The sequence below is a fragment of the Streptomonospora sp. PA3 genome (assembly GCF_009728995.1).
Classification (GTDB): Bacteria; Actinomycetota; Actinomycetes; order Streptosporangiales; family Streptosporangiaceae; genus Streptomonospora.
The window spans coordinates 28,189-43,666 of sequence record NZ_VTZW01000006.1; the positions used below are offsets into that span (position 1 = coordinate 28,189).

Genomic DNA, 15,478 nt, shown 5'->3' on the forward strand with positions numbered 1-15,478 from the left:
CCTCGTCCGGAAACGTCCCGGCCCCGGGGCTCGTGCCGAGGCGCCCGATTGTTTAGGATGCAGGCGGCGCGTGGTGACCGCTCGGATGCTCCGTGTGGTCGCCCTATCGCCGGTCCGCACCGCGGCGCCCGAACAAGGAGGCCAACGCCCATGTCCAGCGGAAAGCGGCTCTCTTCCGCCCGCTTCCCCCTGCCGCTGCGCCTGGTCGCCGCCATCCCTCTCGGCACGCTCTTCGTCGGCTCCGGGCTGGTGGGCCTGCCGGCCCCCGCCGCCGCATCGGACCCGGGTGCCCCCGTACTCACGTTCAGCCCCGCGACGGCCCAGATCAAGCCGGGCGCGACCGCGGTGGCCGAGGTCGTGATCGAGGCCGGTGCCTCCGACGGCACGATCTGCCTGTACGAACTGACGGTCGACAGCGGGTTCACCGTCGACTCCCAGCCCGGGCGGATCCCGACCACAAGAGCGAAGATCAGCGGCACCGCGTCGGAGCCGACCGAGGTCACCGCCACGGTCACCTATACCGAGGTCGAGAAGAAGGCCGCCTGCCCCGAGGACCCCGCGGAAGCGGAACTCGCCGAGGCGAGCACCGGCGCGCCGTTCGTGGTGACGATGAAGCCCGAGCCCACCCCGTCGCCGACCGATCCGCCGACCGGCTCCCCCTCCCCGGACCCGACACCGACGCCGACCGAGTCGCCGACACCGACGCCCACGCCCACGCCGACTCCGACCACGTCTCCCGATCCCACGCCCACCTCCGACCCCACGCCCAGCCCGTCGCCGACCGCCACGGACACCTCCGCACCGACCACGTCGCCCTCCGGCTCGGACACGCCCGAGTCGACCGCAGGCCAGGGCGGCGGCCCGAACGGCGGACAGAACGGCGACGGGGACGGCGGCGGAAAGCAGTCGCAGCGTGATGGCGGCGGCGGATCCGGTTCGGGCGGCGACGGCGGAAGCGGCGGCGGCAACACCGGCGGCTCCAGTTCGGGCGGCGACCGCCCCGGGGCCACCGCGCCTCCGCACAGCCCCGTGACCACCGACGGCGATCCGGGCTTCGGCGCGGGCGGCAACGCCGACCTCCCGGAACTGCCCCCGGGCTCCCCCGGCCTACCGGGCCTCGACTCCCCGGCCCAGGACGGCCCGCTGGCCGAGCTGCCCACGCTCGAACCCGGTCAAAGCGGCGGCGACCGCTCCTCCCGCACCACCGAGGTGGCCGCGCGCGAGCAGTCGCCGACGTCGATGGTCACTCCGGCCGTGCTGGTGCTGTTCCTCCTGCTGCTCCTGCTCTTCTCCACCCCGCTCGCCCCCTCGCGCCGGGTCCGCATCGGCCCTTCCGCCTACCGCGGCCGCCGCAGGAAGTAGCGCCGAGGCGCGGCGCAAGCCCGTCCCGAACCCGCCGCGCGGGCCCGACCACCCGCCCCCGCCGCCCCCTGTGCTGCCGCCGGGGCGGGCGGGTGCGGCCTAAGCTCGAAGGCATGACCCATGTGCGCACCACCGAGACCCTGACCGACGACGAGGCATCCGCCGTGATCGCGTTGGCCGAGGAGGCCGGCGCCCATGACGGTGTGGCGCCGTTGTCGGAGCAGACGCTGCTGCGGATCCGCCACGGCGCCCGGCCGGGGACCGCGCGGTTCCACCTGGCCGCCGAGCCGCTGCCCTCCGCGGACCCGACGGGGGCCTCCGACGGGGCGCGGACGCGCCTGGTGGGCTTCGCCTTCGCCGCGCGGACCGCGGGCGAGCCCGACTCCGCAGAGCTGGTGGTGGCCCCCGCGTGGCGGCGCCGCGGGCACGGGGCCGCGCTGCTGAGCTCGTTGAGCGGGGACGCTCCGCCGGCGGGGCTGCGCGTGTGGGCGCACGGCCGAAGCGAGGGCGCGGTGGCGCTGGCGCGGTCGGCGGGGTGGACCCAGGTGCGCGGCCTGCTGAAGATGCGGCTGCGGCTGCGCGGCGGCCCCGCCGAGGCGCAGCGGCCCGGCGCGGGCGCGGCGCTGCCCGAGCCGGTGCTGTCCGAGGCCGTCGGGGAGCGGGTGGTGGTCCGCACGTTCCGGCCCGGCGCGGACGAGCAGGCGTGGCTTGCGGCCAACGCCGCCGCGTTCTCCGACCACCCTGAGCAGGGCGGGCTGACGCTGGAGGACCTGCGCGAACGCGAAGGCGAGGACTGGTTCGACCCCGAGGGCTTCTTCGTCGCCGAGGACACCGCCACCGGGGCGATCGCCGGGTTCCACTGGACCAAGGTGCACGCCGACGGCGCCGGGTTGGCCGACGAGCCGGTGGGCGAGGTCTATGTGGTGGGGATCGCGCCGGAGTGGCGGCGTACGGGGCTGGGGCGCGCGCTGACGCTGGTCGGCCTGCGCCATCTGCACGAGCGGGGGCTGCCCTGGGTGCTGCTCTACGTCGACGAGGAGAACCGGGCGGCCGTCCGGCTTTACGAGTCGCTGGGCTTCTCCGTGTGGGACGCCGATGTGATGTACGCCGCACTGTGAGCGGCGGCCCGCCGGCCCCACCGCTCCTACCTGCGAATTCACCCACACAGGGTGATCAGTCACCCATTGGGGGTCACGATTCCTGGTCACACTCGGCGTGTCGGCGTGACATGAGCGTGACCGAGGCGTGGTTCACCTCACATCCATCGAAGAGCCGGTTTCTCTTCCCGCAGTCTCACGCCCCAGTTCACTTTGCGTTCACCCTGCTTGGGAGAACTCGTCACTTCGCGTGCCTACCTTCGCATTCGGCGAGGTCATCGACCGGGCTCGCCCAAAGGTGACGAAGTCCAAAGGAAGGACATCGGGGCTGTGAAGCTCTCCAAGTACAGCCAGTTCGCGGGGATTGCCCTCGCCGGCGCTCTTGCCCTCACCGCCTGCGGCAGCGACCAGGCCGTGTCTCCCGAGAACCAGCAGGCCGCCGGGAACGTCGACTGCGTCGACGGCGGCGGCACGCTCTCCGGGGCGGGCGCCAGCTCCCAGGAGAACGCCATGGCGGCCTGGAAGGCCTCATGGGAGGGCGCCTGCGCGGAGTCCATCGTCCAGTACGACTCGGTCGGCTCCGGTGCCGGCCGCGAGCAGTTCATCAACGGAGCCGTGACCTTCGCCGGCTCCGACGCCGCCCTCGACGAGCAGGAGACGCAGGCCGCCACCGAGCGCTGCAACGGCTCCGAGGTCGTCAACCTCCCCGCCTACATCGCGCCGATCGCCGTCGCGTTCAACCTGGAGGGCATCGACTCCCTCAACCTGTCCCCCGAGGTCATCGCCCAGATCTTCAACCAGGAGATCACCAACTGGAACGACGACGCGATCGCCGAACTCAACCCCGACGCCGACCTCCCCGACCAGAAGATCATCCCGGTCAACCGCGCCGACGAGTCCGGCACGACCGAGAACTTCGTCGCCTACCTCTCCGAGGCCGCCGGCGACGCCTGGCCGCACGAAGTCAGCGGCAACTGGCCGATCGAGCCGGTCGAGGCCGCCCAGGGCTCCAGCGGCGTCGTCCAGGCCGTCGAGAGCGGGCAGGGCACCATCACCTACGTCGACGCCTCCCACGTGGGTGAGCTGGGCACCGCCGCCGTCGGCGTCGGCGACGAGTTCGTCGAGTACAGCCCCGAGGCCGCCGCCGCCATCGTCGACGCCTCCGACCCCCGCGAGGGCAACACCGAGAACGACCACGCGATCGACCTGAACTACACCACCGACGAGTCCGGTGTCTACCCGATCGTGCTGGTCTCCTACGAGATCGCCTGCATGCAGTACCAGGAGCAGAAGGACGCCCAGCTGGTCAAGAGCTTCCTGAACTACGTGGTCAGCGAAGAGGGGCAGCAGGCCGCCGCCAAGGAGGCCGGCTCGGCTCCCATCAGCGACCAGACCCGTGAGGACCTGCTGGGAACCATCGAGCAGATCTCCGCGGGTTCCTGATCACCACATTGACGATGCCGTCCGCCGGGGCGGGGCACGCACCAGGTGCGGGCCCCGCCGTCGGCGGTTTCGGCATGTCCGAGGGTGCGCGCCGCACCGCCGCCCACCGGGCCGGGTGGCCGGGTGGCCGGGTGTCGGACCATGCCGTCACAACAAGCACAATGTCTTGCGGCGCCGCGCACCGTCACCCCATGCCGGCTGCACTGGGCGCACACGGCACGCTCCAATCGCCCGGCGGCGATCCATGACCGAATTCGACCGGAGCCATACATGACAACCACGGACTCGTCTACGACGGCCGAAGTCCCCAAGGGCCGGCGCCGGCTGGGCGATATCGCCTTCGCCAATACCGCCCGCGGGGCGGGCCTGCTGATCCTGGCGATCCTGGCGGGGGTTGCGATCTTCCTGGTCGTGCAGTCCCTCAGCTCGCTCACGGCCAACGAGGCCAACTTCTTCACCAGCACCGAGTGGAGTCCGGAGTCGGGGCCGGGCGACGCCGTGCGGTTCGGCGTCGCCTCGCTGGCCTTCGGCACCGTGCTGGCCGCGGCCATCGCGCTGGTGCTGGCCACTCCCGTCGCCATCGGGATCGCCCTGTTCATCGTCTACTACGCGCCCCGCCGCCTCGCGGCGCTGCTGGGGTACCTGGTGGACCTGCTGGCCGCCATCCCCAGCGTCGTCTACGGCCTGTGGGGCCTGGTCTACCTCGTCGACCAGCTTCAGCCGATCTACCGGTTCCTGGCCGCGTACCTGGGCTGGATCCCGCTGTTCGCCGGCCCCGTCTCCACCACCGGCCGGACGATGCTCAGCGCGGGGATCGTCCTGGCCGTGATGATCCTGCCGATCATCACGGCCATGTCGCGCGACGTGTTCGCCCAGGTGCCCCAGGCCCACCGCGAGGCCGCGCTGGCGCTGGGCGCCACCCGCTGGGAGATGATCCGCACCGCGGTGCTGCCCTTCGGCCGGCCCGGCGTCATCGGCGGCGCCATGCTGGGCATGGGCCGCGCGCTGGGCGAGACGATGGCCGTCGCGATGATCCTCTCCCCCTCCATCGCGATCTCGTTCAACCTGCTGCAGAGCGGCAACCAGACCATCGCCGCGCACATCGCCCTGCAGTACCCGGAGGCGACCGGCACCGGCGTCTCCGCGCTGATCGCCATCGGCCTGGTCCTCTTCGCGATCACCCTGGTCGTGAACATGGCCGCCCGGTTCGTCGTCTCGCGGCGCAAGGAGTTCACCGAATGACCACCACGACCCAGCGCACCGCCTCCGGCAGCTCCGGCGAAGGCCCGCGCACGGAGAACCAGGGCTTCTACACCCGGCAACTGCCGAAGTACTTCCCGGCCGCCCTGCTCGCTATCTGCGCGGTCGTCGTCTCGGCCGTGTTCGCCCTGCTCGGGGCATTCCACCCGGTCCCGGTGGCGGTCGTGGCCGCCCTGCTGTACCTGGTGGCGATCACCGTCTCCTCGGCGGTGATCGAGAACAGCCGCCGCGCCAAGGACCGGCTGGTGACGGGCATCGTCTACTGCTGCTTCGCCATCGCCGTCGTGCCGCTGGTCTCGCTGCTGTCGACCGTCGTGGTCTACGGCCTGGAGCGCTTCAACCTGTACTTCCTGAGCGTCTCGATGAACGGCGTCATCCCCAGCATGGACGCCGGCGGCGTCTACCACGCCATCGTGGGCACGCTGGTCATCACCGGCCTGGCGACGCTGATCTCGGTGCCGATCGGGCTGATGACCGCCATCTACGTGGTCGAGTACGGGCGGGGCCGGCTGAAGCAGGCCATCACCTTCTTCGTCGACGTCATGACGGGCATCCCCTCGATCGTCGCCGGCCTGTTCGTGGTGGCGCTGTGGATGATGGTCTTCGGGCCGGGCCAGACCAACGGCCTGGCGGGCGCGGTCGCCCTGTCGGTGCTGATGATCCCCGTCGTGGTGCGCTCCAGCGAGGAGATGCTGCGGCTGGTGCCCAACGAGCTGCGCGAGGCCTCCTACGCGCTGGGGGTGCCCAAGTGGCTGACCATCGTGAAGGTGGTGCTGCCCACCGCCGTGGCCGGCCTGACGACGGGAATCATCCTCGCGCTGGCCCGTGTTATCGGAGAGACGGCGCCGCTGATCCTCACCGCGGGCATGGCCTCGACACGCATCCAGGCCAACCCGCTGGACGGCGACATGATGACCCTGCCGGTCTTCATCTACCAGCAGGTCGGCAACCTGGGCCTCTCCGCCGAAGCCGGGGCCTACGCGGAGGAGCGGGCGTGGGCCGCGGCCCTGACGCTGATCCTGGTCGTGATGCTGCTGTTCCTCACGGCCCGCCTGGTGTCGCGCTTCTTCTCGCCCAACAGCCGGGGCTGAAGGCCGCACCGACTCCACAGCAGACCAACCTGACTCACCTGAGGACATCAAGTGGCCAAGCGAATCGACGTCTCCGACCTGAACGTCTACTACGGCGACTTCAAGGCGGTCGAGGACGTGACCATGACCATCGAGCCCCGATCGGTAACCGCCTTCATCGGCTCGTCGGGCTGCGGCAAGTCGACGTTCCTGCGCACCCTCAACCGCATGCACGAGGTCACGCCCGGCGCCCGCGTCCAGGGCAAGGTCATGCTGGACAACCTGGACGTCTACGACCCCTCTGTCGACCCGGTGGCCGTCCGGCGCGAGATCGGCATGGTGTTCCAGCGCGCCAACCCGTTCCCCACGATGTCGATCTACGACAACGTGATCGCCGGAGCCAAGCTGAACAACCAGCGGATGAGCAAGCGCCGCGCCGACGAGATCGTCGAGCGGTCCCTGCGCGACGCCAACCTGTGGGAAGAGGTCAAGGACCGGCTGCACAAGCCGGGCGCCGGCCTCTCCGGCGGTCAGCAGCAGCGCCTGTGCATCGCGCGCGCCACGGCGGTGGAGCCCGCGGTGCTGCTCATGGACGAGCCGTGCTCCGCGCTGGACCCCATCTCCACGCTGGCGATCGAGGACCTGATCGCCAAGCTCAAGGAGAACTACACCATCGTGATCGTCACCCACAACATGCAGCAGGCGGCCCGCGTCAGCGACCGCACCGCCTTCTTCAACCTGGCGGGCACCGGCCAGCCGGGGCGGCTGATCGAGATGGGCGACACCAACAAGATCTTCACCAAGCCCGACCAGAAGGAGACGGAGAACTACATCACCGGCCGGTTCGGCTAGCAGGCGGTCGACGGGGCTGTTCGCGGCTCCGGTCGAAGAAGATCCGGTCGGCGGGCGCCGGCGGAGCGGGGCTCCGCCGGCGCTCGTGTCTCCCGCGGGCCTCCGGGGTGCGGCGCCTAGGCATGTTCAAGAACGGCGGGGACGCCGTTCCCCAGGAACCCACCGGGCACCACCCCGGGCGGCCACCACCGGGGCTGCGGCAATGGGCGCGTCTCGCGCAGCGCGGTCGCAGCTTGCCGCCGAGCGCATGCTGCACCTGCCAGGCGGAGCCGCACCACCCGTGGCGGGCCTCCGGCGCAAACGTACACCGTGCACTCGGCGGCAAGCCGGCGCAGAACAAGTACGTGGCGCGAAGCGCCTCCGTTAGGGGCGGCGGCGGGTGACGGGTGGGATTCGCGCAATCCAGCCCCATTGCCGCAACCCCTGTGTTCTGTGGTGACCGACTTCCTGACACGACGCAGACGCGCCCCATCATGCCCGCTGCCGGTCAGTTCGGCAGGGCCGTGCCGATGAGGACGTAGGCCGCGCAGGCGATGAGGGCCGCGCCGGGCACCGTGGCCAGCCAGACGGCCACGATGTTGCCTGCCACGCCCCAGCGCACGGCCGAGAGGCGGCGGGTGGCGCCCACGCCCACGATCGCCGAGGTGATCATGTGGGTGTTGGAGATGGGCACGTGCCAGATGAACGAGGTCGCGTAGGAGACCGCCGCCACGGTGCTCTCCGCGGCGAAGCCCCGGGGCGCGTCCAGCTGGATCACCCGCCGGCCCAGGGTCCGCATGATGCGCCAGCCCCCGGTCAGCGTCCCCAGCGCCATGGCGAGGGCGGCGGCGCAGACCGTCCACAGCGGGACGTCGTAGGTGCTCTGGTAGCCGGTGGCGACCAGGGCGAGCACCACGATCCCCATGGTCTTCTGCGCGTCCTGCAGCCCGTGGCCCAGCGCCATGGCGGCCGCGGACGCGCTCTGGGCGATCTTGAATCCGCGGGTCATCCGCCGCACGTTGGCCCGGCGGAAGGCCCACATGATCGCCACCATCGCCAGGAAGCCGAGCAGCCCGCCGATCACCGGGGAGAGCACCATGGGCAGGGCGACGTCCGTACCCACTCCGCGCCACTGCACGGTGGTCGTCGAGGCAAGAGCCGCGCCGATCATCCCGCCGATGAGCGCGTGGGAGGACGAGGAGGGCATGCCCGCGTACCACGTGGCCACGTTCCACACGATCGCGCCGATCAGCGCCGCCAGCAGCACCGCCACCCCGCCGGGGCCCTCCGGGGGGTTGATGATGTCGCGGCTGATGGTGCGGGCGACGCCCTCCCCGAGGAAGGCGCCGATCACGTTCATGCAGGCGGCCATGATCACCGCGGCGCGCGGCCCCAGCGCCCGCGTCGAGACGGCGGTGGCCAGGGAGTTGGGGGCGTCGTGGAAGCCGTTGGTATAGGCGAAGACCAGCGCGGTGACGACTACCGCGATCAGCGGAGCGGTTTCGAGGGGCACGTCGCAGCCAAGAGTCGGGGGAGGGAGGTGTCAGGATTCCTTCACCGCGATGCTCTCGACCGTGTTGGCGACGTGTTCGAAGGCATCGGCGGCGGCCTCCAGCTCCTCGATGACGTCCTTGAGCTTGAGCACGGTGAGGGCGTCGTAATCTCCGCTGAACAGTTTGGCGAGCAGGCGGCGGTAGATCTGGTCGGCCTGGTTCTCCAGCTGGTTGATCTCGATCCAGTAGCGGGTGAGGTCCTTCATGGAGCGCAGCCGGGGCATGGCCTCGGCGGTCAGCTCGGCCGCGCGCTCCAGCACCTCGATCTGGTCGATGATGCCCTTGGGGAGGCGGTCCAGGCTGTAGAGGCCGACCAGGTCGACCGCGGCCTCCATGGAGTCCATGACGTCGTCGAGCGAGGACGCCAGGCGGTAGATGTCCTCGCGGTCGAAGGGGGTCACGAAGCTCTCGTTGAGTCTCCGCATGATCGCGTGGGTCCGCTCGTCGCCGGCGTGCTCGCAGGCGCGCATCTTCTCGGCGATGGCATCGCGGTCCGCGCCCTCGCTGATGAGCTCAACCAGCAGGCGCGCGGCGATGACGAGGTTGTTCGCGGAGTCGGCGAACATCTCGAAGTAGCTGTCATCACGCGGGGTCAGGCGCAGACGCACATCAATCTCCCGAAGTGCGGTGATCGTCCTCAGGGATGCTATGGGCACTAATCCGGCAAAAAGGTCACAACCGCACGACAGGCGTGACCGCGCGGCGCCCCCGCACCGAGTCCCGGGGGCGTCCCCTCCCTTGTTCTGTTGAACCGCATCAGCGGCTGCGAAAGCCGACGTAGTGGAGCATTCATCCTATCCATCCCGCCCCGGCGCACGGCTTGGCGCCGGCTGCGGCCCGGCGGCGGACCCTTGGGGAGCGAACTTCGCGAACGGGATGCGAATCACATCGGGGCGATCTCTCACCCCGCTGCCGTACCCCCGCGTCACCGCGCCGGAACGGCGTGTTCACATCCAGGTCGACGTGTCTTCCCCCGACCGACAGTTTCCCCGGGTCCGCGGGTTTCGGCAAGCTTTCGCCCGCAATGCCCGCCGCCGCAGCCGGTTCCGCGCGTCGGGGGGCGGCCCGGAGCGGGCGGCGCGCGGCGGTGCCTATCCTCGGACGCATGCCGACCAAGCCCACCGCCGCTCAGCGGCGCCGCGCCGCGCTGCGCGCGGGACTCGACGCCCAGCTCGCCGCGCTGGGCGAGGCGCCCTACTCCGGCCCCGACCGCCCCGCCCTTCTCCTGCGCGCCTGCGCCGAGGCGGTGCTGCGCGCCCGCGACAGCGGCGCGGCCCCCGAACGCGCCGCGGTGAAGGCGGCGGTGCGTGGCACGCTGGCCGAACTCGCCGAGCGCGCGCCCGGGCACAGCCTGGAGGTGCGGGTGCCGCCCTACGGCGCCGTGCAGGTTGTCGAAGGCCCGCGGCACACCCGCGGCACACCGCCCGGGGTCGTCGAGACCGACCCGCTGACCTGGCTCGCCCTGGCCCTGGGCACGGTCTCCTGGCGCGAGGCCGTGGACGCCCACGCGGTGAGCGCCAGCGGCGCCCGCGCCGACCTCTCGGCGCTGCTGCCGCTGTGGCCGGAGGGCGGTGGACACTCCTCGGTGGGTCAGCGACTAAGCTGAAACCGTGGCGCAACCCGACGGCCGACTTTCCACGGACCTCGACCCGCACGAGCGCGCACCGCAGGACGCCTGCGGGGTGTTCGGGGTCTGGGCTCCCGGCGAAGAAGTCAGCAAGCTCACCTATTTCGGCCTCTACGCATTGCAGCACCGCGGCCAGGAGTCCGCGGGCATCGCGCTCAGCGACGGCGAGCGCATCGTGGTCTACAAGGACATGGGGCTCGTCTCCCAGGTCTTCAACGAGGCCACCCTGGACTCCCTGCAAGGGCACCTGGCCATCGGACACTGCCGCTACTCCACCACCGGCTCACCGGTGTGGGAGAACGCGCAGCCGACCTTCTACACCGCACGCGCGGGCGGCCTGGCGCTGGGGCACAACGGCAACCTGATCAATACCCCCGAGCTCGCGGCGATGCTGCCCGACGACCGCCGCGGGGCCACCACCGACACCGAGGTGCTCACCGGCCTGCTCGCCGACAACCCCGATCGCAGCACCGAGGAGGCGGCCCTGGAGCTGCTGCCCAAGGTGCAGGGCGCCTTCTCGCTCGCCTTCATGGACGAGACCACCCTTTATGCCGCCCGCGACCCCCAGGGCATCCGCCCGTTCGTGCTGGGCCGGCTGGAGAACGGCTGGGCGGTGGCCAGCGAGACCGCCGCGCTGGACATCGTCGGGGCCACCTACGAGCGCGAGATCGAGCCCGGCGAGCTGATCACCGTCGACGAGCGCGGCGTGCGCTCGCAGCGGTTCGCCCCGGCCGCGCCCAAGGGCTGCCTGTTCGAGTACGTCTACCTCGCCCGGCCCGACACCACCATCGCCGGGCGCAACGTCAACTCCAGCCGCGTGGAGGTGGGCCGCCGCCTGGCCAAGCAGCATCCGGCCGAGGCCGACCTGGTGATCCCGGTCCCCGAGTCGGGCACGCCCGCGGCGGTGGGCTATGCCGACGGCAGCGGCATCCCCTTCGCCCAGGGCCTGGTGAAGAACTCCTACGTGGGCCGCACGTTCATCCAGCCCAGTCAGACCCTGCGCCAGCTGGGCATCCGGCTCAAGCTCAACCCGCTGCGCGAGGTCATCGAAGGCCGCCGCCTGGTGGTGGTCGACGACTCCATCGTCCGCGGCAACACCCAGCGGGCGCTGGTGCGCATGCTGCGGGAGGCCGGAGCCGCCGAGGTGCACGTGCGCATCTCCAGCCCGCCGGTGATGTGGCCCTGCTACTACGGCGTCGACTTCGCCACCAAGGCCGAGCTGGTCGCGGGCAACCTCTCCACCGAGGAGATCCGCGCCTCCATCGGAGCCGACTCGCTGGCCTTCATCGATCTGGAGGAGCTCGTTCAGGCGACCGAGGTGCCCAAGGAGCGGCTGTGCCGCGCCTGCTTCGACGGCGTCTACCCCATCGAGGTCGACGAGGCCGCCCGCGGCAAGTACCTGCTGGAGAAGTCCTGCGGCAACGCCGCCGAGCGGCCGCTGGCGCGCGGTCGGCGCTGACCGCGCCGACTCGGGGCCGCCCGGTCGGCGGCCCGAGTGCTCCGCCGCCCACACGAGTGCAACGAGCTGAGAGGTATCGCGTGGCAGAGGGTGCCAACACCACGCCGGCTTATGCGGCCGCCGGCGTCGACATCGAAGCCGGCGACCGCGCGGTCGCGCTGATGAAGGAGCACGTCGCGCGCACCCGCCGCCCGGAGCAGGTCGCCGATCCCAGCGGCTTCGCCGGGCTGTTCCGCCTCGACACCGCCAAGTACCGCGCGCCCCTGCTGGCCACCTCGACCGACGGCGTGGGCACCAAGGCGCTCATCGCCCAGCGCTGCGACCGCCACGACACCATCGGCCTGGACCTGGTGGGCATGGTCGTCGACGACCTGGTGGTATGCGGGGCCGAGCCGCTGTTCATGACCGACTACATCGCCTGCGGGAAGGTGGTGCCCGAGCGCATCGCCGAACTCGTGGCGGGCATCGCCGAGGGCTGCCGCCAGGCGGGATGCGCGCTCATCGGCGGCGAGACCGCCGAGCACCCGGGGGCCATGCGGCCCGACGAGTACGATCTGGCCGGCGCCGGGACCGGGATCGTGGAGGAGGACGCGGTGCTGGGACCGCAGCGGGTCCGCGAGGGCGACGCGGTCATCGCGATGGCCTCCTCGGGCCTGCACTCCAACGGGTACTCGCTGGTGCGCCGGGTCGTCGACGAGGCGGGGCTGCGCCTGGACGCCCGCGTCGCCGAGTTCGGCGCCGAACTCGGCGAGGAGCTGCTGACGCCCACCCGGATCTACGCAGGTGACTGCCTGGCCCTGGCCGAGGCCGCCGAGGTGCACGCCTTCGCCCACATCACCGGCGGCGGGCTGGCCGCCAACCTGGCGCGGTCGGTGCCCGAGGGGCTCGACGCCGTCGTCGACCGCGCGACCTGGACCCCGCCGGCGGTGTTCTCGTTCGTCTCCGAGCGCGGATCACTCGCGCAGGCCGACATGGAGGCCGCGTTCAACATGGGGGTCGGCATGGCGGCCGTCGTGCCCGCCGAATCGGCGCAGCGGGCGCTCGACCTGCTGGAGGAGCGCGGCGTGCCCGCCTGGCGCGCGGGCTCGATCGAGGCCGGAAGCGGAACGGCGCGGTTGGAGGGCGCCTATGCCTGAGGGGGAGCGGCGGAGGCGGACCGAGGCGCAAAACGTAGCCGGTCCGCGCCACCGCGGCGGCGCGAACCGGCTACGTCTATAAGCACTGCAAGCACAGTATGCGTATCAGCGGGCTCAGCAGACCCGGTCATGCGGATGTCGCAGGTTCCCGATGCGACGGATCAGCGCAGGCTGTCCGAGCGGTCGGACTCCTCCGCCGGTTTGTCGCCGCTGGGATACTCCTCGGCGAGGTCCGCATAACGGTCGACCAGGTCGTCGTAAGGGTCTTCGTAGGACTGGTCCGGCGATTTCGCCGCTGCCCCGTCATCCTCAGCGACACCCAGCTCTGCCCGCAGCTGTTCGAGGTCGGTGTGGCCGGAGTTGTACTTCAGCCTCCGAGCGACCTTTTGCTGCTTGGCCTTGGCTCGGCCGCGCCCCATGGCTCGACCCCCTCAACGATTGGGTTCGGACAAACCCCAGATCACTAGCAAAACCGCAATGCCGGGCTGACGGCCGTCACCGCACTGACGACAGGCGCCAGCTTACGTACGGATACAACCGTACCCGCTTTGGGCCCTACCTGCCTACGCCGCCCATGCCTAACGAGCCGCGCGAGGCGAGCGGTCGGCGGGTCCGGCTGCCCGGGCGTGTCCGCCCGTGCCGCCGCTGTGACGGCTGCCCAGGAGCGCCGGGGTCCAACCGTGCCCGGAGCCTGCGCCCTCACCGGTGCCAACGCCTCCGCGCGCGAGGGTTGTTCCCGGTTCGCGCCGCGACATGCCGCCTACCTGGATCTGTGCCACGATGCCTGCGTGCTGCCCTACACCGCCTATCTCCGCGTCTACCAGCCCCTCATCGCGTTCTCCAACCGCGAGAAGGCCTACTGGAGGGCCTACGCCGCGTCGTCGCGGAGGCCCCGGCGCAGCGGGGCGGTTGCGGCCGAGCACAGCGAGAGCCTGCGCCGCCTGGTGGCCACCCCGCCCATCCCGGTCCCCGAACGCGAGAGCGGCGACGCCTATGTGCGGCGGCTGGACGGAGAGGTCTACATCTGCCCGTGGCAGACGCGGTTGCGGTCGTGGCTGGGGCTGCGGGACTTCCGCGCCGAAACCCCGGCGCGGCTGAGCCCCGCCTTCATGCCCGAACCTGTCGCGGCGTCCGCTGAGGAGCGCTTCGAGCAGTGGCGCGAACGCGGCGAACCCACCCGCACCCAGATCCTCACCAGCACCTGGACCGTGCCGATGTCCTGGTTCGCTCCTTTCGACCCCGAGGAGCGCTGCCTGGTGCTGGGCGGCGCGGAGCAGCCGGCCGACGCGGCCGAGGCGGCGGCCGAGCAGGGCGCCACGCGCGCCCGCCATCCGGCCGGCGGGCAGGGCGCCGCGCCGCGGACCCTGCTCTATGTCGCGCGGATGCCCGAGGCCCGGCGCCGGCTGGAGCGCGCCATCGCCGTCCTGCGCGAGCACGTCGGGGAGAGCTCCGCGCTGTCGGCGGCCGAGCGGCTGGAGGACTGGCTCCTGGGGGTGGCCCACCCCCGCGCGCTGCTGGAGCTGGACTACGGCGGACTCGTGCACCTGGTGGGCGACGAGGAGCTGCGGCGGGACCAGTCGGTCGCCGAGGTGGCCGCGGCGCTCAGCGGCCTGGAAACCGGCCAGGAGGAGCTCGCGGCGGCCATGTACCAGCGGGTGACTCAGCGGTGGAAGGAGATCCAGGCCCTGCAGCACGCCAACTGAGGGTCACGGGCCGGTCGGCGCCGGTCACGTCGCTCACGCGCGCCTCAGGGGCCCGCCGCCACGCCGGGCGCCAACCTGGCGGCCAGGTTTCTCACCCAGTGCGGTCGGTCTATCGCTTTCTGACAGGCGGATATGTCAGGACGAGGTTCACAGTCGACATCAACATTGACGAAACTGGGCATACCAGTGCATAGAGATCGACATAGACTGTGTCGAGCCGGTCACACACTGCACTCTGCGTAACCGGAAACCCGGGGCACACCGAGGATGTACGTGACAGGGGAGAGCCGTCGATGAGAGAAGACACGTACCTCGACTGCGCCGCCCGCACCCGTGAAAGACCTGGCCACGACCGGGGCGCCGACACCTGCCAGGCGCCGCGCTGCGGGTTTCAGTCCGACCCTCTGTAGCACTTCCGGTTCACCGGATCGAGAAAAACAGGGCCGGAGAACGAAGTTTTGACCGAATACGCCACATGCCACTAAACGTGTCGCTAGAATCACTCAGCGTGACGCGGCCCATGGGCGGCTTTGGGACCTCCCATCCGACAAAGTCGCGGTAAGTGGTCGCGTAATCACCTCGGGTGATGCCAATATAGACCTACGAGGGCAATATTGGACATCCGGGCCAAGTGCCAGGATAAGGCTCAGGATCGGCACACAGATCCAGGAGGAGAGGCCGTACACATGTCAACTCGCACGCCCGAGGCGGAGCCCCTGTTGACCCCTGCCGAGGTCGCCACCATGTTCCGCGTGGACCCCAAGACCGTCACACGCTGGGCGAAGGCGGGCAAGCTGACCTCGATTCGGACCCTGGGTGGCCACCGCCGCTACCGCGAGACCGAGGTCCGCGCTCTGCTGGCCGGCATCCCCAACCAGCGCACGGAGTGATCTCCCCCGGCTTGTGCCGTATCCGGGGGGATCGACCGGGGGGCTCA

14 protein-coding genes are annotated in these 15,478 nt (G+C 71.1%); 11 read left to right on the top strand and 3 right to left on the bottom strand.

Annotated elements, in window-relative coordinates; all coding sequences use genetic code 11:
• Positions 1-150: 150 nt before the first annotated feature.
• The 6 genes from FZ103_RS03940 (at position 151) to pstB (ending at position 7,084) form a co-directional block, all read left to right on the top strand.
• The gene (locus FZ103_RS03940; protein WP_155998933.1) at positions 151-1,362 is read left to right on the top strand and encodes a hypothetical protein; all 1,212 of its coding nucleotides are present in this window, start codon (positions 151-153) and stop codon (positions 1,360-1,362) included.
• A 113-nt stretch (positions 1,363-1,475) separates the two neighbouring features.
• Complete coding sequence (gene mshD, locus FZ103_RS03945) at positions 1,476-2,480, top strand: mycothiol synthase (protein ID WP_155998934.1); 1,005 nt, start codon at positions 1,476-1,478, stop codon at positions 2,478-2,480.
• A gap of 309 nt (positions 2,481-2,789) precedes the next feature.
• Positions 2,790-3,902 carry a phosphate ABC transporter substrate-binding protein PstS gene (pstS, locus tag FZ103_RS03950; protein WP_186355780.1) on the top strand — a complete coding sequence of 371 codons (1,113 nt, stop codon included), beginning with the start codon at positions 2,790-2,792 and terminating at the stop codon, positions 3,900-3,902.
• A 270-nt stretch (positions 3,903-4,172) separates the two neighbouring features.
• A complete protein-coding gene (pstC, locus tag FZ103_RS03955; protein WP_155998936.1) occupies positions 4,173-5,144 on the top strand; it encodes a phosphate ABC transporter permease subunit PstC in 972 nt (323 codons plus the stop codon).
• Positions 5,141-6,253 carry a phosphate ABC transporter permease PstA gene (gene pstA / locus FZ103_RS03960; protein ID WP_155998937.1) on the top strand — a complete coding sequence of 371 codons (1,113 nt, stop codon included), beginning with the start codon at positions 5,141-5,143 and terminating at the stop codon, positions 6,251-6,253. Before pstC ends, pstA begins: the two co-directional genes overlap by 4 nt.
• Before the next feature lie 51 nt (positions 6,254-6,304).
• The gene (pstB, locus tag FZ103_RS03965) at positions 6,305-7,084 is read left to right on the top strand and encodes a phosphate ABC transporter ATP-binding protein PstB (protein WP_186355781.1); all 780 of its coding nucleotides are present in this window, start codon (positions 6,305-6,307) and stop codon (positions 7,082-7,084) included.
• 487 nt (positions 7,085-7,571) lie between these two features.
• Here pstB and FZ103_RS03970 read toward each other — a convergent pair whose 3' ends face one another.
• Positions 7,572-8,576, bottom strand: coding sequence for an inorganic phosphate transporter (locus tag FZ103_RS03970; protein ID WP_186355782.1), 1,005 nt, complete (start codon positions 8,574-8,576; stop codon positions 7,572-7,574).
• A gap of 30 nt (positions 8,577-8,606) precedes the next feature.
• Positions 8,607-9,224: a DUF47 family protein gene (locus FZ103_RS03975; RefSeq protein WP_186355783.1), complete on the bottom strand. Its 618-nt coding sequence runs from the start codon at positions 9,222-9,224 to the stop codon at positions 8,607-8,609.
• A 497-nt stretch (positions 9,225-9,721) separates the two neighbouring features.
• Here FZ103_RS03975 and FZ103_RS03980 point away from each other — a divergent pair, with 497 nt between their 5' ends.
• The 3 genes from FZ103_RS03980 (at position 9,722) to purM (ending at position 12,838) form a co-directional block, all read left to right on the top strand.
• Positions 9,722-10,222: a sterol carrier family protein gene (locus FZ103_RS03980; protein WP_155998938.1), complete on the top strand. Its 501-nt coding sequence runs from the start codon at positions 9,722-9,724 to the stop codon at positions 10,220-10,222.
• Positions 10,223-10,226: 4 nt separating this feature from the next.
• Positions 10,227-11,702 carry an amidophosphoribosyltransferase gene (gene purF / locus FZ103_RS03985; RefSeq protein WP_186355784.1) on the top strand — a complete coding sequence of 492 codons (1,476 nt, stop codon included), beginning with the start codon at positions 10,227-10,229 and terminating at the stop codon, positions 11,700-11,702.
• Positions 11,703-11,782: 80 nt separating this feature from the next.
• Positions 11,783-12,838 (top strand): phosphoribosylformylglycinamidine cyclo-ligase, encoded by a 1,056-nt coding sequence (purM, locus tag FZ103_RS03990; RefSeq protein WP_186355785.1) that lies wholly within the window; start codon positions 11,783-11,785, stop codon positions 12,836-12,838.
• A 161-nt stretch (positions 12,839-12,999) separates the two neighbouring features.
• On the opposite strand, the gene FZ103_RS03995 is transcribed toward purM, so the two are convergent.
• Entirely contained in the window at positions 13,000-13,257 is a 258-nt protein-coding gene (locus FZ103_RS03995; RefSeq protein WP_155998939.1) for a DUF3073 domain-containing protein, read from the bottom strand.
• Positions 13,258-13,626: 369 nt separating this feature from the next.
• On the opposite strand from FZ103_RS03995, the gene FZ103_RS04000 reads away from it, so the two are divergent.
• Positions 13,627-14,541, top strand: a complete 915-nt coding sequence (locus FZ103_RS04000; RefSeq protein WP_186355786.1) for a hypothetical protein — start codon at positions 13,627-13,629, stop codon at positions 14,539-14,541.
• 686 nt (positions 14,542-15,227) lie between these two features.
• A complete protein-coding gene (gene bldC / locus FZ103_RS04005) occupies positions 15,228-15,431 on the top strand; it encodes a developmental transcriptional regulator BldC (RefSeq protein ID WP_017600591.1) in 204 nt (67 codons plus the stop codon).
• Positions 15,432-15,478: the final 47 nt, after the last annotated feature.